Annotated in this window: 11 protein-coding genes; 7 read left to right on the top strand and 4 right to left on the bottom strand. The window is 66.2% G+C overall.

The features are described from left to right. The first annotated feature begins 34 nt into the window (after window positions 1-34). The 7 genes from Bsp3421_RS07040 to Bsp3421_RS07005 all read left to right on the top strand — a co-directional run bounded on the left by Bsp3421_RS07040 (window position 35) and on the right by Bsp3421_RS07005 (window position 17,109). Window positions 35-349: a hypothetical protein gene (locus Bsp3421_RS07040; protein WP_273997626.1), complete on the top strand. Its 315-nt coding sequence runs from the start codon at window positions 35-37 to the stop codon at window positions 347-349. Between the two features lie 645 nt (window positions 350-994). Continuing rightward, the gene (locus tag Bsp3421_RS07035; RefSeq protein WP_273998303.1) at window positions 995-7,420 is read left to right on the top strand and encodes an ESPR-type extended signal peptide-containing protein; all 6,426 of its coding nucleotides are present in this window, start codon (window positions 995-997) and stop codon (window positions 7,418-7,420) included. Continuing rightward, window positions 7,404-7,868, top strand: coding sequence for a hypothetical protein (locus tag Bsp3421_RS07030; RefSeq protein WP_273997625.1), 465 nt, complete (start codon window positions 7,404-7,406; stop codon window positions 7,866-7,868). The genes Bsp3421_RS07035 and Bsp3421_RS07030 overlap by 17 nt, the downstream gene beginning before the upstream one ends. Continuing rightward, window positions 7,865-14,296 (top strand): ESPR-type extended signal peptide-containing protein, encoded by a 6,432-nt coding sequence (locus Bsp3421_RS07025; RefSeq protein ID WP_443111495.1) that lies wholly within the window; start codon window positions 7,865-7,867, stop codon window positions 14,294-14,296. Before Bsp3421_RS07030 ends, Bsp3421_RS07025 begins: the two co-directional genes overlap by 4 nt. Next, window positions 14,293-15,444 (top strand): DUF2827 domain-containing protein, encoded by a 1,152-nt coding sequence (locus tag Bsp3421_RS07015; RefSeq protein WP_273997624.1) that lies wholly within the window; start codon window positions 14,293-14,295, stop codon window positions 15,442-15,444. Before Bsp3421_RS07025 ends, Bsp3421_RS07015 begins: the two co-directional genes overlap by 4 nt. Before the next feature lie 17 nt (window positions 15,445-15,461). Continuing rightward, window positions 15,462-16,613: a DUF2827 domain-containing protein gene (locus Bsp3421_RS07010; RefSeq protein WP_273997623.1), complete on the top strand. Its 1,152-nt coding sequence runs from the start codon at window positions 15,462-15,464 to the stop codon at window positions 16,611-16,613. A gap of 28 nt (window positions 16,614-16,641) precedes the next feature. Next, window positions 16,642-17,109 carry a DUF4019 domain-containing protein gene (locus tag Bsp3421_RS07005; RefSeq protein WP_273997622.1) on the top strand — a complete coding sequence of 156 codons (468 nt, stop codon included), beginning with the start codon at window positions 16,642-16,644 and terminating at the stop codon, window positions 17,107-17,109. Between the two features lie 103 nt (window positions 17,110-17,212). Here the strand turns inward: Bsp3421_RS07005 and Bsp3421_RS07000 are convergent, their stop codons facing one another. The 4 genes from Bsp3421_RS07000 to Bsp3421_RS06985 all read right to left on the bottom strand — a co-directional run bounded on the left by Bsp3421_RS07000 (window position 17,213) and on the right by Bsp3421_RS06985 (window position 23,049). Further along, a complete protein-coding gene (locus tag Bsp3421_RS07000) occupies window positions 17,213-18,355 on the bottom strand; it encodes a DUF2827 domain-containing protein (protein WP_273997621.1) in 1,143 nt (380 codons plus the stop codon). A 169-nt stretch (window positions 18,356-18,524) separates the two neighbouring features. After that, window positions 18,525-20,570, bottom strand: coding sequence for an acetyl/propionyl/methylcrotonyl-CoA carboxylase subunit alpha (locus Bsp3421_RS06995; RefSeq protein ID WP_273997620.1), 2,046 nt, complete (start codon window positions 20,568-20,570; stop codon window positions 18,525-18,527). Window positions 20,571-20,645: 75 nt separating this feature from the next. Next, window positions 20,646-21,431: an enoyl-CoA hydratase/isomerase family protein gene (locus tag Bsp3421_RS06990; protein ID WP_273997619.1), complete on the bottom strand. Its 786-nt coding sequence runs from the start codon at window positions 21,429-21,431 to the stop codon at window positions 20,646-20,648. Window positions 21,432-21,441: 10 nt separating this feature from the next. Further along, window positions 21,442-23,049: a carboxyl transferase domain-containing protein gene (locus Bsp3421_RS06985; protein WP_273997618.1), complete on the bottom strand. Its 1,608-nt coding sequence runs from the start codon at window positions 23,047-23,049 to the stop codon at window positions 21,442-21,444. Between the last annotated feature and the right edge of the window lie 9 nt (window positions 23,050-23,058).

Raw genomic sequence — 23,058 nt, 5'->3', positions numbered from 1 at the left:
CCGATTCGTGCCGCCCGCGCTTCGGAGAAGAACGATGAAGAAACTTGCCACGCTTGCCCTGCTGCTCGCCGCGCTGTCCGGATGTTCCGGCGCGAGCGGACTCAATTATTCCGTCTCGTCGGTATCGATGCCGGGTCACGACCACGCCTACCGCGTAAGCTGCGGCGGCCTGCTCGGCGGTCCGAAGGCCTGCGAGAAAGCCGCCGCGCGCATCTGCGGCGATCGCCAGGTCACGTCGCTCGAAACGACCGGCCCCTATCGATCGAAGGGCGGCGCCCCCGCGCCGGACAGCCTGACCTTCGAATGCGCGGACCCGGCTGCGTCCGTTTCGCCTGATACCAATCCGTAACCCGAATCCCGGGGAAGCGGACTACCCCGCTTCCCCCTCCTCACTTCCTCGCCCATCCGGCATCGAAAGCCGAACCCGCCCGCACTCCCCCGCCTTGCCTACCGAACAACCCGACATACCGGGTCAGCCGCCCGTCCGCGCATCACACGCGCCACCTCGGATAAATCCTACAAATGATTCTCTCGGAATATTCTTTAATTTAAACTTCAAAAATACGATACAAATCTCACAATTGATGAGAGGAAAAATGCATTGATGAAAACCCTTAATTCCTCTCTGTAAACTTTCGATCTTAAGTATTGAACACGTCTGCCAATTAAATTCCGCATTCCTCAGACATCCAAACCCAGCCTGCCGCTACGCCCCGCCTGCACTGGCTCGTCCCAGTCGAACACCCACCTCCAGCCGCACCATACCTTTCCTGGCCGGGCGCAAGCCAAAACCAAGATATTCAAGGAATGTTAACGCGCCATCATTAACAATATTTAAAGATTAATGATTTTAATTTTTCATTTCTTATCAATCTCAAAATCACCTATCCAATAGAATTTGCGCATCTAACTGAATAATCCGCGCGATCACATGGACATCAACAGGCCGCTATCAGTCTGGTGTGTTGCGTAAGCGCTTGGAGAGCACCCCGTCATGAATCGCACATACCGCTCCATCTGGAACGACGCGCTCGGCGCCTGGGTCGCGGCGTCGGAACTGGCATCGGCACGGGGGAAATCCAACCAGTCGTCGATCGCCAAGGCCGTTGCGGCCGTGATCCTGGCAGCCGCCGCGCAAGGCGGCCAAGCCTCGACGATCGCCGTGGGAACCGGCGCCACGCCGAGCGGTACGACGTGCGGCAACCCGGCCAGCGCCATGGGCCCGGATGGCACCACCACCTACACCTATGTCGCCAGCGTCGACGGCAGCAACTATTACTCGACGGTCGGCGGTTGTGCCGCGAACGGTAATGGAGTGTCCGGCGCCACGTTGTATGGCGCGTTCACGACCGTGAGCGGCAACGGCGGTTCAGCGTTCGGCTTCGGCGCAAAAGCGGCCCAGTGGGCCACGAGCGCCGGCCTGCAAGCCAATGCATCCGGGCAAAGCTCGAACGCATACGGCTTCAACGCATCCGCCGCCGGCACCGGCTCGGTCGCGATCGGCAACGCCGCGTCGGCCGTCTATACGAACAGCGTCGCGATCGGCACCGGCAGCGTGACGGGCGCCGCCGCCCCGACCGGCACCGGCTTCCTGACCGGCACCGCCGCGCCCTTGTCCGAAGTCTCGGTCGGCAGCTCGGGCGCACTGCGCCGGATCACCAACGTCGCCGACGGCTCCGCGCCGCAGGACGCCGTCACGGTCGCGCAGCTGAGCACCGGCATGAGCACCACGACGAGCAGGATCTCGAGCCTGTCGACCTCCGCATCGACCGGCCTCAGCTCGCTGTCCACCGGCTTGTCGACCACCAACAGCAATGTCACGTCCCTGTCCACTTCGACCTCGACGGGCATCACGTCGCTGTCCACGGGCCTGTCGACCGCCAACAGCAATATCACGTCGCTGTCGACCTCCACGTCGACCGGGATCACGTCGCTGTCCACAGGTCTGAGCACGACCAACAGCAGCATCACGTCGTTGTCGACCTCGGCGTCGACCGGCCTCTCGTCGACCACGAGTTCGATCACCTCGCTGTCCACCTCGACCTCGACGGGCATCGGCTCGCTTTCGACCGGTCTCAGCACCACCAACAGCACCGTCTCGTCCCTCTCGACCTCCACGTCGACCGGCCTCTCGACGGCCAACAGCTCGATCGCTTCGCTGTCCACCTCATCCTCGACCGGCATCAGCTCGCTGTCCACCGGCATCAGCACCACCAACAGCACCGTCTCGTCGCTGTCGACCTCGACATCGACCGGCCTCTCGACGGCTAACAGCAGCATTGCTTCGCTGTCCACCTCGACTTCGACCGGCATCGGCTCGCTTTCGACCGGTCTCAGCACCACCAACAGCACCGTCTCGTCGCTGTCGACCTCCACGTCGACCGGCCTCTCGACCGCCAGCAGCTCGATCGCTTCGCTGTCCACGTCGTCTTCGACCGGCATCAGCTCCCTGTCCACCGGCCTCAGCACGACCAACAGCACCGTCACCTCGCTCTCGACCTCCACGTCGACCGGCCTCTCGACGACCAACAGCTCGATCGCTTCGCTGTCCACCTCGTCATCGACCGGCATCAGCTCCCTGTCCACCGGCCTCAGCACGACCAACAGCACCGTCACCTCGCTCTCGACCTCCACGTCGACCGGCCTCTCGACGGCCAACAGTTCGATCGCTTCGCTGTCCACGTCGACTTCGACCGGCATCGGTTCGCTCTCGACTGGTCTCAGCACCACCAACAGCACCGTCTCGTCGCTCTCGACCTCGACGTCGACGGGTCTCTCGACCGCTAACAGCAGCATCGCTTCGCTGTCCACCTCGACCTCGACCGGCATCGGTTCGCTTTCGACCGGCTCGAGCACGACCAACAGCACCGTCACCTCGCTCTCGACCTCCACGTCGACCGGCCTGTCGTCGGCCAATAGCTCGATCGCCTCGCTGTCCACCTCGACCTCGACCGGCATCGGTTCGCTCTCGACCGGTTTGAGCACGACCAACAGCACCGTCGCCTCGCTCTCGACCTCCACGTCGACCGGCCTGTCGTCGGCCAATAGCTCGATCACCTCGCTCTCGACCTCGACCTCGACCGGCATCGGTTCGCTCTCGACCGGCTTGAGCACGACCAACAGCACCGTCGCCTCGCTCTCGACCTCCACGTCGACCGGCCTCTCGACGACCAACAGCTCGATCGCTTCGCTGTCCACCTCATCCTCGACCGGCATCAGCTCGCTCTCGACCGGCCTCAGCACCACCAACAGCACCGTCGCTTCGCTCTCGACCTCGGCCTCGACCGGCATCAGCTCGCTGTCCACCGGCCTCAGCACCGTCACCGCCACCACCAACAACCTCGGCAACAGCACCGCCGCGGCCCTCGGCGGCGGCGCAGCCTACAACCCCGCAACCGGCACCATCTCGGCGCCCGCCTACGTCACCTACAACGCCAACGGCACGACCACGACCAACAACAACGTCGGATCGGCCATCAACAACATCAACAGCCAGGGCATCAAGTACTTCCACGCCAATTCCACCGGCCCTGACAGCATCGCCACCGGCACCGACGCCGTCGCCATCGGCTCCGGCGCTTCCGCCGGCAACAACGGCTCCGTCGCACTCGGCGCCAACTCCGTCACCGCTGCCCCCAACCCCACCAGCAGCGCGACCATCGCCGGCACCACCTTCGGCGGCTTCGCCGGCACCAACCCGACCAGCGTCGTCAGTGTCGGCGCGCCCGGCTCGGAACGACAGGTCACCAACGTCGCCGCCGGACAAGTCACCTCAACCAGCACCGACGCGATCAACGGCAGCCAGCTTTATTCCGTCGCACAACAGGTCGGCACGGCAACCAGCGCGATTTCCTCTCTGTCCACCGGCCTCAGCACCACCAACAGCACCGTCGCTTCTCTGTCGACCTCCACATCGACCGGCATCGGTTCGCTTTCGACCGGTCTGAGCACCACCAACAGCACCGTCACGTCGCTCTCGACCTCGACCTCGACCGGCTTGTCGACCACTGACAGCAGCATCGCTTCGCTGTCCACCTCGACCTCGACCGGCATCAGCTCGCTGTCGACCGGCTTGAGCACCACCAACAGCACCGTCGCCTCGCTCTCGACCTCGACCTCGACAGGTCTGTCGACGTCCAACAGTTCGATCGCTTCGTTGTCCACCTCGACATCAACCGGGATCAACTCCCTGTCGACTGGCCTGAGCACCACCAACAGCACGGTCACGTCGCTGTCGACCTCCACGTCGACCGGCCTCTCGACGGCCAACAGCAGCATCGCCTCGCTGTCCACCTCGACCTCGACCGGCATCGGTTCGCTCTCGACCGGCCTCAGCACGACCAACAGCAATGTCGCCTCGCTGTCGACCTCCACGTCGACCGGCTTGTCGTCGGCTAACAGCAGCATCGCTTCGCTGTCCACGTCGACCTCGACCGGTATCGGTTCGCTCTCGACCGGATTGAGCACGACCAACAGCGCCGTCACGTCGCTCTCGACCTCGACCTCGACCGGCCTGTCGACCACTGACAGCAGCATCGCCTCGTTGTCCACCTCGACCTCGACCGGCATCAGCTCGCTGTCCACCGGCCTCAGCACCACCAACAGCACCGTCTCGTCGCTCTCGACTTCCACGTCGACCGGCCTCTCGACGGCCAACAGCTCGATCGCTTCGCTGTCCACGTCGACTTCGACCGGCATCGGTTCGCTGTCCACCGGCCTCAGCACCACCAACAGCACGGTCACGTCGCTGTCGACCTCCACGTCGACCGGCCTCTCGACGGCCAACAGCAGCATCGCTTCGCTGTCCACGTCGACCTCGACGGGCATCAGTTCGCTGTCCACCGGCCTGAGCACCACCAACAGCAATGTTGCTTCGCTCTCGACCTCCACGTCGACCGGTCTCTCGACGGCTAACAGCAGCATCGCCTCGCTGTCCACGTCGACCTCGACCGGCATCGGCTCGCTTTCGACCGGCATCAGCACCACCAACAGCACCGTCTCGTCGCTCTCGACCTCCACGTCGACTGGCCTCTCGACGGCCAACAGCTCGATCGCTTCGCTGTCCACGTCGACCTCGACCGGCATCGGCTCGCTTTCGACCGGCATCAGCACCACCAACAGCACCGTCTCGTCGCTCTCGACCTCGACCTCGACCGGCCTCTCATCGGCTGACAGCTCGATCGCTTCGCTGTCGACCTCGACCTCGACCGGCATCAGCTCGCTGTCCACCGGCCTCAGCACCACCAACAGCAATGTCGCCTCGCTCTCGACTTCCACGTCGACCGGCATCAGTTCGCTGTCTACCGGCCTCAGCACTGCCGACAGCACCGTCGCATCGTTGTCCACGTCGACCTCGACCGGCATCAGTTCGCTCTCGACCGGCCTCAGCACCGCCGACAGCAGCGTCGCATCGTTGTCCACGTCGACCTCGACCGGCATCAGTTCGCTCTCGACCGGCCTCAGCACCGCCGACAGCAGCGTCGCATCGCTCTCGACCTCCGCGTCGACCGGCCTCTCGTCGGCCAACAGCTCGATCGCCTCGCTGTCCACCTCGACGTCGACCGGCATCGGCTCGCTCTCCACCGGCATCAGCACCACCAATAGCACCGTCACGTCGCTCTCGACCTCGACCTCGACCGGCATCAGCTCGCTGTCCACTGGCCTGAGCACCACCAACAGCACCGTCGCATCGCTGTCGACCTCGACGTCGACCGGTATCAGCTCGCTGTCCACCGGCCTGTCGACCACCGACAGCAGCGTCGCATCGCTGTCGACTTCCACGTCAACCGGCATCAGCTCGCTGTCCACCGGCCTGTCGACCGCCGACAGCAGCGTCGCCTCGCTGTCGACCTCCACGTCGACCGGCATCGGCTCGCTGTCCACCGGCCTGAGCACGACCAACAGCACCGTCGTATCGTTGTCGACCTCGACCTCGACCAGCATCAGCTCGCTGTCGACCAGCGTCGGCTCGATCACCACCAACACCAACAACCTCGGCACCAGCACCGCCGCGGCGCTGGGCGGCGGTGCAACCTACAACCCGGCCACCGGCACCATTTCCGCCCCGGCCTACATCACCTACAACACCAACGGCACGACCACGACCAACAACAACGTCGGTTCGGCGATCGACAACATCAACGCGAACGGCATCAAGTACTTCCATGCCAACTCGACCGACCCCGACAGCCAGGCCACCGGCCAGAACAGCGTCGCGATCGGGCCGAACGCAGTCGCCAACATCGACAACTCGGTCGCGATCGGCAACGGCGCCACCACGTCCGCCGCCGTCCCGGTCTCGTCGGCCACCGTCGGCGGCCTGACCTTCGGCACCTTCGCGGGCAGCAACCCGGTCGGCGTGTTCAGCGTCGGCGCGCCGGGCGCGGAACGCCAGGTCACCAACGTCGCCGCCGGACAAGTCACCGCGACCAGCACCGACGCGATCAACGGCAGCCAGCTGTTCGCGACCAACAGCAACGTCGCCTCGCTGTCCACCGGTCTCAGCACGACCAACGGCAACGTCGCCTCGCTGTCGACCTCGACCTCGACCGCCGTCAACTCGCTGTCCACCGGCCTGTCGACCGTCGGTAGCCAGATCGGCTCGCTGTCCACGGGCTTGAGCAGCACCAACAGCACGGTGTCGTCGCTGTCGACCTCGACCTCGACCGCCGTCAACTCGCTGTCCACCGGCCTCAGCACCACCAACAGCACAGTGTCGTCGCTGTCGACCTCGACCTCGACCTCCATCAACTCGCTGTCCACCGGCCTCGGCACCACCAACAGCAACGTCGCCTCGCTGTCGAGCGGCGTGACCAACATCAACAACCAGATCTCGTCGCTGTCGACCTCGATCAACAACACGACCCGCACCGCCAACACCGGCGGCATCGCGGCCGACATGAACGGCACCGGCGCAGACAACCCGACCGTCAGCGCCGGTTCGAACTCGGTCGCGATCGGCGCGAATTCCAACAACGGCGGCCGCTCGAACGTGGTCTCGGTCGGCAGCAGCACCGAGCAGCGCCAGATCGCCAACGTCGCAGCCGGCACGGAAGGCACCGATGCGGTCAACCTCAACCAGTTGAACACGCTGTCGACATCCGTCTCCCAGTCGATGGCCGGGACGCAGGCCTCGATCAACAACCTGAGTTCGCAGATCGCGCAGACCCAGGAAGCGCTGCAGCAGACCGACAAGATGGCCCGTCAGGGCATCGCGGCCGCCGCCGCGCTCGCCATGCTGCCGCAGGTCGAAGCCGGCAAGACCTTCAACACGGCGGTCGGCGGGGCGCGTTTCGCGGGCCAATCGGGCGTCGCGTTCGGCGCGAGCGCGCATATCACGAAGCACGGCGTGCTCAAGATGGGCATCGGTATCGCCGGCAGTAATCGCACCTATGGAGCCGGCTATGGATACACATGGTGAGCGGCGCGATTTCTCGCCTGATTTATCGATACGAAACCAATTTCGATATCCGAATAAAGGATGTCTGGAAAACCTGGGACGTAATCATGAAAGTGAATGGCGCATCTGCCCCGTCGACACCGCGTCAGTCCGCCTGGACCGCGGTCCCGCACGCGCCGTCGGCCGTGCCCGCCTGGCCGCGCAGGAACCGCATCACGCCTGGCTGGCAGCGCTTTACCGGGCAGCGGCGCGCGCACCGCGTGCGACGCCCCGTCCGAGCGTGCTGGAGACGCGCGGATTAACCATGCATGACATTCATTGGCGTCGCCAATTTGCAGTTCTTTGCAGTTTTAACAACGCTATCGCAATAAAATTTAGCGATCTGAATATCGATACGCCCGCGCATAACCACCGTATTGGCGCTGTCCCCGGTGCGCGACGTATTTCAGTGGAGAGTTTTCCATCATGAACCGCACATACCGCACCATCTGGAACGAGGCGCTCGGCGCATGGGTCGCTGCTTCCGAACTGGCGTCGGCGCGAGGCAAGGCCAACAAGTCGGTGCTCGCGAAGGCGATCGCGGTCGCCGTGCTCGCGGCCGCCGCGCAGGGCGGCTTCGCCAGCACCATCGGGGTGGGTACCGGCTCATCGCCGGGCGGCAGCGCCTGCGGCGGGGTCGGCGGGACTGGAACAGGGCCGGACGGCACGACCAGCTACACGAACCGCGCCATCACGGACGGCAATGGCTACTACTCCACGGTGGCCGGCTGCTCGGCCAACGCCAACAACGTCCTCGGCGCGACCGCGTACGGCTTCTACACGACCGTCACCGGCGACGGCGGCACGGCTATGGGGTTCGGCGCGACCGCGGCCAAATGGGCGACAGCCATCGGCCTGCAGGCGAGTGCGTCGGGACAAAGCTCGAATGCGTTCGGCTTCAACGCATCCGCCGCCGGCACCGGCTCGGTCGCGATCGGCAACGCCGCGTCGGCCGTCTATACGAACAGCGTCGCGATCGGCACCGGCAGCGTGACGGGCGCCGCCGCCCCGACCGGCACCGGCTTCCTGACCGGCACCGCCGCGCCCTTGTCCGAAGTCTCGGTCGGCAGCTCGACCGCGCTGCGCCGGATCACCAACGTCGCCGACGGCTCCGCGCCGCAGGACGCCGTCACGGTCGCGCAGTTGAGCACCGGCATGAGCACCGCGACAAGCAGCATCGCGAGCCTGTCGACCTCGACCTCGACCGGCATCACGTCGCTGTCGACCGGACTGAGCACGACCAACAGCACCATCACGTCGTTGTCGACCTCGTCGTCGACGGGGATCAACTCGTTGTCCACGGGCTTGTCGACCACGACGAGCCGCGTCACGTCGCTGTCGACTTCGGCATCGACCGGCATCAGCTCGCTGTCCACCGGCTTGAGCACGACCAACAGCACGGTCGCTTCGCTGTCCACCTCCACGTCGACCGGCCTCTCGACGGCCAACAGCTCGATCGCTTCGCTGTCCACGTCGTCTTCGACCGGCATCAGCTCGCTGTCCACCGGCCTCAGCACGACCAACAGCACCGTCACCTCGCTCTCGACCTCCACGTCGACCGGCCTCTCGACGACCAACAGCTCGATCGCTTCGCTGTCCACGTCGTCTTCGACCGGCATCGGCTCGCTTTCGACTGGCCTCAGCACCACCAACAGCACCGTCACGTCGCTGTCGACCTCGACCTCGAGCGGCCTCTCGACAGCTAACAGCAGCATCGCTTCGCTGTCCACCTCGTCTTCGACGGGTATCAGCTCGCTGTCCACCGGCCTCAGCACCACCAACAGCACGGTCACGTCGCTGTCGACCTCCGCGTCGACCGGTCTCTCGACGGCTAACAGCAGCATCGCTTCGCTGTCCACCTCGACCTCGACCGGTATCAGCTCGCTCTCGACCGGCCTCAGCACGACCAACAGCACCGTCACCTCGCTCTCGACCTCCACGTCGACCGGCCTCTCGACCGCCAACAGTTCGATCGCCTCGCTGTCCACCTCGTCATCGACCGGCATCAGCTCGCTCTCGACCGGCTTGAGCACGACCAACAGCACCGTCACCTCGCTGTCGACCTCCACGTCGACCGGCCTGTCGTCGGCCAACAGCTCGATCGCCTCGCTGTCCACGTCGACTTCGACCGGCATCGGTTCGCTCTCGACCGGCCTCAGCACCACCAACAGCACGGTCACGTCGCTGTCGACCTCCACGTCGACCGGCCTCTCGACGGCCAACAGCAGCATCGCTTCGCTGTCCACGTCGACTTCGACCGGTATCGGTTCGCTCTCGACTGGTCTCAGCACCACCAACAGCACCGTCACATCGCTCTCGACCTCCACGTCGACCGGCCTGTCGTCGGCCAATAGCTCGATCGCCTCGCTGTCCACCTCGACCTCGACCGGCATCGGTTCGCTCTCGACCGGTTTGAGCACGACCAACAGCACCGTCGCCTCGCTCTCGACCTCCACGTCGACCGGCCTGTCGTCGGCCAATAGCTCGATCACCTCGCTCTCGACCTCGACCTCGACCGGCATCGGTTCGCTCTCGACCGGCTTGAGCACGACCAACAGCACCGTCGCCTCGCTCTCGACCTCCACGTCGACCGGCTTGTCGTCGGCCAACAGCTCGGTCGCTTCGCTGTCCACCTCATCCTCGACCGGCATCAGCTCGCTCTCGACCGGCCTCAGCACCACCAACAGCACCGTCGCCTCGCTCTCGACCTCCACGTCGACCGGCATCAGCTCGCTGTCCACCGGCCTGAGCACCGTCACCGCCACCACCAACAACCTCGGCAACAGCACCGCCGCGGCCCTCGGCGGCGGCGCAGCCTACAACCCCGCAACCGGCACCATCTCGGCGCCCGCCTACGTCACCTACAACGCCAACGGCACGACCACGACCAACAACAACGTCGGATCGGCCATCGACAACATTAACAGCCAGGGCATCAAGTACTTCCACGCCAATTCCACCGGCCCTGACAGCATCGCCACCGGCACCGACGCCGTCGCCATCGGCTCCGGCGCTTCCGCCGGCAACAACGGCTCCGTCGCACTCGGCGCCAACTCCGTCACCGCTGCCCCCAACCCCACCAGCAGCGCGACCATCGCCGGCACCACCTTCGGCGGCTTCGCCGGCACCAACCCGACCAGCGTCGTCAGTGTCGGCGCGCCCGGCTCGGAACGACAGGTCACCAACGTCGCCGCCGGACAAGTCACCTCAACCAGCACCGACGCGATCAACGGCAGCCAGCTTTATTCCGTCGCACAACAGGTCGGCACGGCAACCAGCGCGATTTCCTCTCTGTCCACCGGCCTCAGCACCACCAACAGCACCGTCGCTTCTCTGTCGACCTCCACATCGACCGGCATCGGTTCGCTTTCGACCGGTCTGAGCACCACCAACAGCACCGTCACGTCGCTCTCGACCTCGACCTCGACCGGCCTGTCGTCGGCCAACAGCTCGATTGCGTCGCTGTCCACCTCGTCCTCGACGGGTATCAGCTCGCTGTCCACCGGCCTCAGCACCGCCAACAGCACCGTTGCTTCGCTGTCGACCTCCACATCGACCGGCCTCTCGACCGCCAACAGCAGCATCGCCTCGCTGTCCACCTCGTCTTCGACGGGCATCAGTTCGCTGTCCACCGGCCTGAGCACCACCAACAGCACCGTCACGTCGCTCTCGACTTCCACGTCGACCGGCCTGTCGTCGGCTGACAGCAGCATCGCCTCGCTGTCCACCTCGACCTCGACCGGCATCGGTTCGCTCTCGACCGGCCTCAGCACCACCGACAGCAATGTCGCCTCGCTGTCGACCTCCACGTCGACCGGCTTGTCGTCGGCCAACAGCAGCATCGCTTCGCTGTCCACCTCGTCATCGACGGGTATCAGCTCGCTGTCCACCGGCTTGAGCACCACCAACAGCAATGTCACGTCGCTCTCGACCTCCACGTCGACCGGCCTCTCGTCGGCCAACAGCTCGATCGCCTCGCTGTCCACCTCGTCATCGACGGGTATCAGCTCGCTGTCCACCGGCATGAGCACCACCAACAGCACCGTCACGTCGCTGTCGACCTCCACGTCGACCGGCTTGTCGTCGGCCAACAGCTCGATCGCCTCGCTGTCCACCTCGACCTCGACCGGCATCAGCTCGCTGTCCACCGGCCTCAGCACCACCAACAGCACGGTCACCTCGCTGTCGACCTCCACGTCGACCGGCTTGTCGTCGGCCAACAGCTCGATCGCTTCGCTGTCCACCTCGACTTCGACCGGCATCGGCTCGCTCTCGACCGGCCTCAGCACCACCAACAGCACGGTCACCTCGCTGTCGACCTCCACGTCGACCGGCTTGTCATCGGCCAACAGCTCGATCGCCTCGCTGTCCACCTCGTCTTCGACGGGTATCAGCTCGCTGTCCACCGGCTTGAGCACCACCAACAGCACCGTCACGTCGCTGTCGACCTCCACGTCGACCGGTCTCTCAACGGCCAACAGCTCGATCGCTTCGCTGTCCACATCGACTTCGACCGGCATCGGTTCGCTCTCGACCGGCCTCAGCACCACCAACAGCACGGTCACCTCGCTCTCGACCTCCACGTCGACCGGCTTGTCGTCGGCCAACAGCTCGATCGCTTCGCTGTCCACCTCGACCTCGACCGGCATCAGCTCGCTGTCCACCGGCCTCAGCACCACCGACAGCAACGTCGCGTCGCTCTCGACCTCGACCTCGACCGGCATCAGTTCGCTGTCCACCGGCCTCAGCACGACCAACAGCAACATCGCGTCGCTCTCGACCTCGACCTCGACCGGCATCAGTTCCCTGTCCACTGGCTTGAGCACGACCAACAGCAACATCGTGTCGTTGTCGACCTCGTCCTCGACCGGCATCAGCTCGCTCTCGACCGGCCTCAGCACGACCAACAGCAACATCGCGTCGCTGTCGACCTCCACGTCGACCGGCCTCTCGTCGGCCAACAGCTCGATCGCCTCGCTGTCCACCTCGACATCGACCGGCATCAGTTCCCTGTCCACCGGCCTCAGCACGACCAACAGCACCGTCGCCTCGCTGTCGACCTCCACATCGACCGGCATCAGCTCGCTGTCCACTGGCCTGAGCACCACCAACAGCACCGTCGCCTCGCTGTCGACCTCCACGTCGACCGGCATCAGCTCGCTGTCCACCGGCCTCAGCACCACCAACAGCAACATCGCGTCGCTGTCGACCTCGACCTCGACCGGCATCGGCTCGCTGTCCACCGGCCTGAGCACGACCAACAGCAACATCGCGTCACTGTCGACCTCGACCTCGACCGGCATCGGCTCGCTGTCCACCGGCCTGAGCACGACCAACAGCAACGTCGCCTCGCTGTCGACCTCGACCTCGACCGGCATCAGCTCACTGTCGACCAGCATCAGCTCGATCACCACCAACACCAACAACCTCGGCACCAGCACCGCCGCGGCGCTGGGCGGCGGTGCAACCTACAACCCGGCCACCGGCACCATTTCCGCCCCGGCCTACATCACCTACAACACCAACGGCACGACCACGACCAACAACAACGTCGGCTCGGCGATCGACAACATCAACGCGAACGGCATCAAGTACTTCCATGCCAACTCGACCGCCCCCGACAGCCAGGCCACCGGCCAGAACAGCGTCGCGATCGGGCCGAACGCAGTCGCCAACATCGACAACTCGGTCGCGATCGGCAACGGCGCCACCACGTCCGCCGCCGTCCCGGTCTCGTCAGCCACCGTCGGTGGACTGACCTTCGGCACCTTCGCGGGCAGCAACCCGGTCGGCGTGTTCAGCGTCGGCGCGCCGGGCGCGGAACGCCAGGTCACCAACGTCGCCGCCGGACAAGTCACCGCGACCAGCACCGACGCGATCAACGGCAGCCAGCTGTTCGCGACCAACAGCAACGTCGCCTCGCTGTCCACCGGCCTCAGCACGACCAACAGCAACGTCGCCTCGCTCTCGACCTCGACCTCGACCGCCGTCAACTCGCTGTCCACCGGCCTGTCGAGCGCCAGCAGCCAGATCGGCTCGCTGTCGAGCGGACTGAGCAGCACCAACAGCACGGTGTCGTCGCTGTCGACCTCGACTTCGACCGCCGTCAATTCGCTGTCCACCGGCCTCAGCACCACCAACAGCAACGTCGCCTCGCTGTCGACCTCGACCTCGACCGCCGTCAACTCGCTGTCCACCGGCCTCAGCACCACCAACAGCAACGTCGCCTCGCTGTCGAGCGGCGTGACCAACATCAACAACCAGATCTCGTCGCTGTCGACCTCGATCAACAACAACACGACCCGCACCGCCAACACCGGCGGCATCGCGGCCGACATGAACGGCGCCAGCAACGACAAGCCGACGGTCACCGCCGGTTCGAACTCGGTCGCGATCGGCGCGAACTCCACCGACGGCGGCCGCTCGAACGTGGTCTCGGTCGGCAGCAGCACCCAGCAGCGCCAGATCACCAACGTCGCGGCCGGCACGCAGGGCACCGATGCGGTCAACCTCAACCAGTTGAATGCCCTGTCGACATCTGTGTCACAATCCTTGACCGGGCAGCAAACCTCGATCAACAATCTGGGCACGCAGTTGCAGCAAACCCAGCAACAGCTGCAGCAGACGGATACGATGGCGCGTCAAGGCGTCGCCGCCGTCACCGCGCTGACGATGATGCCGCAGGTCGAACCCGGCAAGACGATCAACGTAGCGGTCGGCGTGGCGCGCTTCGCGGGCCAGACTGGCACGGCATTCGGTGCCAGCGCCCACGTGACGACCAATGGCATTCTCAAGATGGGCGTCGGGGTTGCGGGTAGCAATACCGCCTACGGTGCCGGTTATGGATACAGTTGGTGACATACGAAACGCAAACCGCCTCCCGCCCCACGGGCGACAAGCGCCTGGCCGTCGGCATCTCGCTGTTCGCCCGTGACGGTCAGGCGATCTGGGAAAACGGCATCCATCAGAACATCGCGTACCTCGCGATGCTGCTCAAAAAATCGGACCGGATCGGCCCGATCTACTTCCTGAACGGCGGCGACGCCAGCCGGCTGCCGGCCGGGCTCGATCTCGCCGGCCTCGACATCCCGCTCGTCAATCCGCGCGACGTATCCCACGATCTGGACGTCGTGATCGAGATGGGCGCGCAGTTGCAGGTCGACTGGCTCAAGTACATGAAGGCGCTCGGCAAGAAGCTCGTGGTGTGCTTCGTCGGCCACACTTACACCGGGCTGTGCGAGACGCCGATGTTCGAGCTGCCGTCCGGCCACATCTTCAACGGCGGCCCGTTCGACGAAGTGTGGATCCTGCCGAAATCCGAGAAGATCGACGCGCCGCTCCTGCGCACGCTGACGCGCGCCCCGGTACACGTGATCCCGCACATCTGGTCGCCCTACTTCATCGACCGCCGCGCCCGCGAGCTGGAAGCCGCCGGCCTCACGTTCGGCTACCGTCCCGGCCGCGCGAAATGGCGGCTGTCGATCCTCGAACCGAACATCTCGGTCGTGAAGACCTGCCACTATCCGATGCTCGCCGCCGAGGAGTTCTACCGCGCGCAGCCGGACGCGGTCGAGCACCTGTACGTGGTCAACGCGATGCACCTGAAGGAGCACCCGACCTTCGTGCACTTCGCGAACAGCCTCGACCTGGTGCGCCAGCAGAAGGCCACCTTCGAGCCGCGCATCGACCTGCCCTCGTTCATGGCGCAGCACGCGGATGCCGTGATCTCGCACCACTGGGAAAATCCGCAGAACTACCTGTACTACGACGTGCTGTACGGCGGCTACCCGCTCGTGCACAACTCGAAGCTGCTGGGTGACGCGGGGTACTATTACACCGGGTTCGACTCCGTCTCCGGCGGCCGCGCGCTGCTCGACGCGTGGCGCAACCATGACGCCCATTTCGACGACTATCGCACCAAAGCCAATGCCCTTCTGCACGACGTCTCGATCGACAACCCCAGGAACATCGATGCTTTCGTCGAGCGTCTCTACGCCCGCGCCTGACCATCCGGAGACTTCGCATGACTGACGATATCACCGGCCGCGACGTGCAGAACGGCGGCAAGCGCCTCGTCGTCGGCGTCTCGCTGTTCGTGCGCGGCGCCGGCCAGTCCCTGTGGGAAAACGGCATCTTCCAGAACTGCCTGCTGCTGGTGCTGATGCTGCGCCAGTCGCCGCTCGTCGCCGAGGCCGTGATGGTCAACGGCGGCAGCAGCGCGGCCGATCCGCAGCTGATGCTCGGCGAGTGGAACGTGCCGCTGCTGTCGATGGACGAGGCCATGGAGCGCTGCGACGTCCTGATCGAGATGAGCGCGCAGTTCAACGCCGACTGGATCGCCGCGTATCGCGCGAAGGGCGGCAAGGTCGTGACGATGCGGGTCGGCAACGACTACGTGATCGACATCGAGCGCGCGATCTTCAAGAAGCCGTCCGGCTTCCTGTTCTCGGGCGCGACCTACGACGGCGTGTGGACCATCCCGGAGTTCGAGCACTCGTGCCAGCACTACCTGGAAACCGGCCTGCGCTGCCCGGTCACCATCGTCCCGCACATCTGGCACCCGCTGCTGTTCGACAAGGCGCGCGCGACGCTCGGCGCAGGGCTCACTTACGGCTATCAGCCGGGCAAGCCGCGCTGGCGCGTGACGATGTACGAGCCGAACATCTGCATGGTGAAGACCAGCATCATCCCGATGCTGGTGACGGAAGAGGCCTATCGGGCCGAGCCGTCGTTCATCGAGTTCGTGCGCGTGTGCAACACGCTGCACATGAAGGAACACACGACCTTCGTCAACTTCGCGCGCAGCCTCGACATCGTCGCGCACAGCCTGACCACCTTCGAAGGCCGCTTCGCGATCTACGAGTTCATGGCCGCGCACGGCGACGCCGTGGTGTCCCACACCTGGGAGAACGCGCAGAACTACCTGTACTACGAGCTGCTGTACGGCGACTATCCGCTGATCCACAACTCGCCTTACCTGGGCAAATGCGGCTATTACTATCCGGATTTCGATTGCCAGGAAGGCGGGCGCCAGCTGCTCAAGGCGTTCCACGAACACGACCGCAATCTCGACGCGTATCGCGAGCATTCGAAGCAGTTGCTCGATTCCGTCAGCATCTACAACCCCGACAACGTGGCGGCCTACACCGACGCGCTCGCCGCGATGTATCTCTGACGCCCGACCATCCGCCAGGAGAAGCCCCGTGAAACCTACCTTCGCTCACTGGATCATCGGCGGCCTGCTGGCCGCGACCGCCGCGCTCGGCCATGCGCAGCAGCCGGGCACGTCGGCGGACGAACTCCTCGCCGACGCCGACCGCATCGTGGGCCAGCTCGACGCGGGCCGCGTCGACGACGTCTGGGCCGACGTCGCGCCGTTCGTGAAGAGCAAGGTCACGCAGCAGCAGTTCGTCAGCGAGACGCTGCTGGCGCGCAAGTCGCTCGGCACGGTCACGCAGCGCGGCTGGGCAGCGATCACGCGGATCCAGTTCACGAACTCGAAGGCGGTGCCGGACGGCCTGTATGCGAACGTCGACTACGCGAGCACGCTGGCCTCGGGCAAGATTGCCTTCGAGAAGCTCAGCTTCCGGCTCGACGACGGCAAATGGCGCCTGACCGGCTACGTGCCGCGCCAGAATCAGGGGCAGATACCGGGCGCCCCCGGCGAGTGACGGCGGGCGGGCGCGCCCGCCACGCCCCACGGCAAACGGCAAACGGGCCTGGATGCGCGCTGCGCGTCCAGGCCCGTTTTGCATCGCGGCGCGCGACGAAGCGTCAGGGATGCACGCCCACCAGGTTCGCGAGCAGCACGTCGTATTCGGCGACCAGCGACGGATTCTTCGACGTATACCGGCGCAGCAGCCCACGCTGGCGCGCGGTGTAGCCTTCCCAGTCGCCGTCGTGCTCGTGCAGCACGCGGGTCAGCACTTCCGCGCCGGCCTCCACGTCGTTCTCCGGGTAGTAGTAGCCGAGATCGGGCACGAGGTGCGCGTTGTGAACGAGCGGATAGCCCTGCCAGCACACGTCGAAGTAGAAGTAGTTGAGCGGGTTTTCCCACTGATGGGACACCACGACGTCGGTGAACTCCGCGAGGAACGCGGGCGTTTCGAAGCGGCCGACGAAGCTCGCCTTGCTCGCGCGCACGATCTCGAGGTAATTCATCAGCATCACGAATTCCGGGCTTTCGTGCGCGAGACGCTCCGCATTGGTGACGTGCGTGAACGCGATCGCCTCCGGCTCGCGGCGATAGACCTCGTCGATGATCAGCATTGGGTACAGGCAGAACTTCACGACGTCGTGATTCGGCTCCATGATCGTCAGCCGCTTCGCGCGCTGGCCGCTCGGCCGGTACTCGCCGCGCTCGGGCAGCAGGCGGGCGCGTTCGGTCAGGAACATCGGATCCCAGACGAACGGCACCACGCGCCCGGGCGCGCGCCGCAGCGACTGCAGGAACGGCAGCGACGACGGCGCGATTTGCGGAATCGCCCAGATCTCGTCGTAGCCGCGATTGATGAACAGCGTGTCCCACATGCGGCGGCCGAACAGGATCGATTGCGTCGCGTGGATGTATTCGAACCCGCAGCAATAGCTGACGATCTTGACGCCGCGCGCCTTCAGGTAGGCGGTCTGCTCGCCGTCGATCTGGCCGCCCAGCTCGATCAGCACGTCGAGCGAATCCTTCATCGTCGTGAACGACTGGGTGTCGAAGATCCGGCGGTCCCACGGCAGCGCGTCGGTCAGCGCGACGTCGGTGGTGTTGACCATCGTCACGCGATAGGCGCGCGACGATTTCATCAGGAGCTTGGCGAGGAACAACGCATTTTGCTTGATGCCGTTGATCCAGAGGCTTTCATTCGGCTCGCGAAGGCCGATCGTGATGCCGATCCGCAAGCCGTTCAATTCGACAGGGGGCGTCATTATATGCAGGAGGGAGGTTGGAAGTCGCAGTGTAGCGCGCTACCGGCCCGTTGAGTGCCCTGTCCTACGCCGCGCGGCGCGCCCCGAATAGTGTTCGTCGAGTCTAGCCGACATCCCCGGCCGCGACTGTCAGATTTCGTTAAGGTCGACCGCGCGATCGCACCCTCGTTCAGGCCTGCGCCATCACGAGCAACTGCGCGCCGTCGGCGACCTGGTCGCCAACCGCGTAGAGCACCTCGCTCACGACGCCCGCCGCCGGCGCACCGATCGTATGCTCCATCTTCATCGCTTCCATCACGATGAGCGGCGCGCCCTGCTCGACCCGCTGGCCGGGCTCGACCAGCACCGCGATGACCTTGCCCGGCATCGGCGCGGTCAGCCGGCCCCCGCCGTGATCGGTGTCCGCCGCGTGCGCGAGCAGGTCGTTCCATTCGAACGCGTAGGCGTGGCCCTGCGTGAACACCTGGAACGCATCGCCGTCGACATGCACGCGGCCGCCCGAGCGCACCCCGCCCAGCGTGACCTCGTAGTCGAGCGGGCCCGGGCCGCGCGTCCACGCGAACGTCTCGGCCGGCGCGCCGTCGACCGCGAGCGTGGCCGCGCCGCCGTCCGCCGTGTAGTCGGCCGTGAGCGTCGCGCTATCGTCGTCAGCGCGCCATTCGAGCAAGCGCCGGTAGCCGGCGTTCAGCCGCCAGTCGGACAGGCCACCCCACGGCGACACGGGCGATCCTGCCGCAGGACCGCCTGCCGCAGGGTCGCCTGCCGCAGGACCGCCTGCCGCAGCGTCCCGGTCGCGCGCGAGCCGCGCCGCGCAAGCCAGCGCGAGCGCCGCACGCGGCCGCTGCCGAGGCGCGAACAGCGCGTCGTGGTTGCGTTCGATCAAGCCGGTATCGAGATCGGCCTCGGCGAACGGCCGGCTCGCGACGATGCGCTGCAGGAACGCCGCATTGGTATGCAGCCCGACCACCTCACAGGCGCGCAGCGCGCGCAGCATCAGCGCCAGCGCCGCCGCGCGGTCCGCGCCGTGCACGATCAGCTTCGCGATCATCGGATCGTAGAACGGCGTGATCGAATCGCCCTCGCGCACCCCGCTGTCGACGCGCACCGGCGCGCCCAGCGCGAACTCGACGCCCTCGGGCAGCCGCAGATGCTTGAGCCGGCCGGTCGACGGCAGGAAGCCGCGCGCCGGGTTCTCCGCATACAGCCGCGCCTCGATCGCATGTCCGCTCACGCGCAGCGCGTCCTGGCGCAGCGGCAGCGGCTCGTCCGCCGCCACCCGCAATTGCCACTCGACCAGATCGAGCCCCGTCACCATCTCGGTGACCGGATGCTCGACCTGGAGGCGCGTGTTCATTTCCATGAAATAGAACGCGTCGCCCGTCATGATGAATTCGACCGTGCCCGCGCCGACATAGCCGACCGCGCGCGCGGCCGCGACCGCCGCCTCGCCCATCGCCTGGCGCAGCGCGGCGTCGAGCCCCGGCGCGGGCGCTTCCTCGAGCACCTTCTGATGGCGACGCTGCACCGAGCAGTCTCGATCGAACAGATAGACGGTATTGCCGTGCCGGTCGCCGAACACCTGCACCTCGACGTGACGCGGGCGCTGCAGGTACTTCTCGATCAGCACGCGATCGTTGCCGAAGCTGCTCGCCGCCTCGCGCTGGCACGACGCGAGCGCCGCCGCGAAATCCTCGGCGCGCTCGACGACCCGCATGCCCTTGCCGCCGCCGCCCGCGCTCGCCTTCAGCAGCACCGGGTAGCCGATCGCATCGGCTTCGCGCTGCAGCAGCGCCGGCGTCTGGTCGTCGCCGTGATAGCCGGGCACGAGCGGCACGGCGGCCGCGTGCATCAGGGCCTTCGCGGCGGCCTTCGAGCCCATCGCCGCGATCGCCTCGACGGGCGGCCCGATGAACACGATGCCGGCCGCCACGCACGCCTGCGCGAAATCCTCGTTCTCCGACAGGAAGCCGTAGCCCGGATGGATGGCCTGCGCGCCCGTGGCGCGCGCCGCGTCGATGATGCGCTCGATGCGCAGGTAGCTGTCGCTCGCGGCCGCGCCGCCGATGTGCACGGCTTCGTCACAGGCGGCGACGTGTTTCGCGTTCGCGTCGGCGTCCGAATAGACCGCGACGCTCGCGATCCCGAGACGTTTGCAGGTGGCGGCGACCCGGCAGGCGATTTCACCGCGGTTGGCGATCAGGATCTTGTCGAACATGGTTGTCAGGAAACAGGAAGAACCCACTCGAATCGGGATGCCGGCCCGCGCCATCGCGCGCGCCGGCAGGCGTCGTCACGCGCGCCAGGCAGGCGTGCGTTTCTCCAGGAATGCAGCGATGCCCTCGCGCGCTTCCGCGCCCGCGCGGGTCTGCGCGATCAGCGCGGCCGTCCGCTCGATCAGCGCGTCGTCGATCTCGCGGCCGGAGACCTCGTCCACCAGCCGCTTGCAGGCGCGCACCGCCCGCGGACCGTTCGCGACCAGCGCATCCGCGAGCTTCGCGACCGTCGCGTCGAGCGCCTCGGCCGCCACGACCTCGTGCACGAAGCCGAGCTGCGCCGCGCACGCGCTGTCGAACACCTCGGCAGTCGCGAAGTAGCGGCGCGCCGCGCGCTCGCCCAGCGCACGCACCACGTAGGGCGCGATGGTCGCGGGAATCAGGCCGAGCCGCGCCTCGGACAGGCAGAAACGCGCGCCGTCGGCCGCGATCGCCACGTCGGCGGCCGCGACGAGGCCGACCCCGCCCGCGTAGGCGTCGCCGTGCACGCGCGCGATCACCGGCTTGCCGCAGCGGTAGATCGCTTCGAGCATCCGCGCGAGCAGACGCGCGTCGGCTCGGTTCTCGTCGTCGGAGAAGCCCGCCATCTTCTTCATCCAGTTCAGGTCGGCGCCCGCGCAGAACGCCGGGCCTTGCGCGGCAAGCACCACGACGCGCACCGCGTCGTTCGCGTCGAGTTCGCCGAACGCCGCGGTCAGCTCCGCGATCATCGTCTCGTTGAACGCGTTGCGCACGTCGGGGCGCGCGAGCGTAACGGACGCGACGCGGCCGCTGACGCCCACCTCGATCGTTTCGTATCGCATGATCGGCTCCTTACATCCGGAACACGCCGAAGCGCGTGTCCTCGATCGGTGCATTCATCGCGGCCGCGAGACCGAGACCGAGCACGTCGCGGGTCTGCGCCGGATCGATCACGCCGTCGTCCCACAGGCGCGCGCTCGCGTAATACGGGTGGCCCTGCCGCTCGTACTGGTCGCGGATCGGCTGCTTGAACGCCTCCTCCTCTTCCGCCGACCACGCGCCGCCCTTCGCCTCGATGCCGTCGCGACGCACCGTCGCGAGCACCGACGCGGCCTGCTCGCCGCCCATCACCGAAATGCGCGCGTTCGGCCACATCCACAGGAAGCGCGGCGAATACGCGCGGCCGCACATGCCGTAGTTGCCCGCGCCGAACGAGCCGCCGATGATCACGGTGAACTTCGGCACCTTCGCGGTCGCCACGGCGGTGACCATCTTCGCGCCGTGGCGCGCGATGCCCTCGTTCTCGTACTTGCGGCCGACCATGAAGCCCGTGATGTTCTGCAGGAACACGAGCGGGATCTTGCGCTGGCAGCACAGCTCGATGAAATGCGCGCCCTTCACGGCGGATTCGGAGAACAGGATGCCGTTGTTCGCGACGATCCCGACCGGGTGCCCCCAGATATGCGCGAAGCCCGTGACGAGCGTCGTGCCGAAGCGCGCCTTGAATTCGTCGAAGGCCGAATCGTCGACGATCCGCGCGATCACCTCGCGCACGTCGAACGGCTTGCGCGTATCGACCGGAATCACGCCATACAGGCTCCCGGCATCGTAGCGCGGCGGCAGCGGCGCGCGCAGCGCGAGCGGCGCCGGCGCCTTGCCGCCGAGATTGCCGACGATGCCGCGCGCCAGCGCGAGCGCGTGCGGATCGTTCTGCGCGAGATGATCGGCCACGCCGGACAGCCGCGTGTGCACGTCGCCGCCGCCGAGATCCTCGGCGCTGACTTCCTCGCCGGTGGCCGCCTTCACGAGCGGCGGACCGCCGAGGAAAATGGTGCCCTGGTTCTTGACGATCACCGATTCGTCGCTCATCGCCGGCACATAGGCGCCGCCGGCGGTGCACGAGCCCATCACGACGGCGATCTGCGCGATGCCGGCCGCCGACATCGTCGCCTGGTTGAAGAAGATGCGCCCGAAATGATCGCGATCGGGAAACACGTCGTCCTGGTTCGGCAGGTTCGCACCGCCCGAATCGACGAGGTACACGCAGGGCAGGCGGTTTTCCGCCGCGATCTCCTGTGCGCGCACGTGCTTCTTCACGCTCATCGGATAGTAGGTGCCGCCCTTCACGGTCGCGTCGTTGCAGACGATCACGCACTCGCGCCCGGCGATACGGCCGATCCCGGTGATGACGCCCGCGCCCGGCGCGTCGTCGTTGTACATGCCGTAGGCGGCAAGCTGCGACAGTTCGAGGAAGGGCGTGCCCGGATCGAGCAGCTGCGCGATCCGGTCGCGCGGCAGCAGCTTGCCGCGCGACAGGTGCTTGTCGCGGGCCGCCTGCCCGCCACCTTGCGCGAGCTGATCGATTTTCGCGCGCAGGTCGGCGACGAGCGCCTCGAGCGCCGCCGCGTTCGCGCGGAACTCGTCGGAACGCGGATTCAGCCTGGATTCGATGATCGACATCGCGTGCGT

Origin of the sequence: Burkholderia sp. FERM BP-3421 (assembly GCF_028657905.1) — a bacterium.
In the GTDB taxonomy this organism is placed as follows: domain Bacteria; phylum Pseudomonadota; class Gammaproteobacteria; order Burkholderiales; family Burkholderiaceae; genus Burkholderia.
This window is presented reverse-complemented; position numbering and strand designations above follow the sequence as displayed.

Coding starts and splice junctions, on each gene's coding strand:
- Bsp3421_RS07040 (WP_273997626.1), top strand. CDS start 35: ATGAAGAAACTTGCCACGCTTGCCCTGCTGCTCGCCGCGCTGTCCGGA.
- Bsp3421_RS07035 (WP_273998303.1), top strand. CDS start 995: ATGAATCGCACATACCGCTCCATCTGGAACGACGCGCTCGGCGCCTGG.
- Bsp3421_RS07030 (WP_273997625.1), top strand. CDS start 7,404: ATGGATACACATGGTGAGCGGCGCGATTTCTCGCCTGATTTATCGATA.
- Bsp3421_RS07025 (WP_443111495.1), top strand. CDS start 7,865: ATGAACCGCACATACCGCACCATCTGGAACGAGGCGCTCGGCGCATGG.
- Bsp3421_RS07010 (WP_273997623.1), top strand. CDS start 15,462: ATGACTGACGATATCACCGGCCGCGACGTGCAGAACGGCGGCAAGCGC.
- Bsp3421_RS07000 (WP_273997621.1), bottom strand. CDS start 18,355: ATGACGCCCCCTGTCGAATTGAACGGCTTGCGGATCGGCATCACGATC.
- Bsp3421_RS06995 (WP_273997620.1), bottom strand. CDS start 20,570: ATGTTCGACAAGATCCTGATCGCCAACCGCGGTGAAATCGCCTGCCGG.
- Bsp3421_RS06990 (WP_273997619.1), bottom strand. CDS start 21,431: ATGCGATACGAAACGATCGAGGTGGGCGTCAGCGGCCGCGTCGCGTCC.
- Bsp3421_RS06985 (WP_273997618.1), bottom strand. CDS start 23,049: ATGTCGATCATCGAATCCAGGCTGAATCCGCGTTCCGACGAGTTCCGC.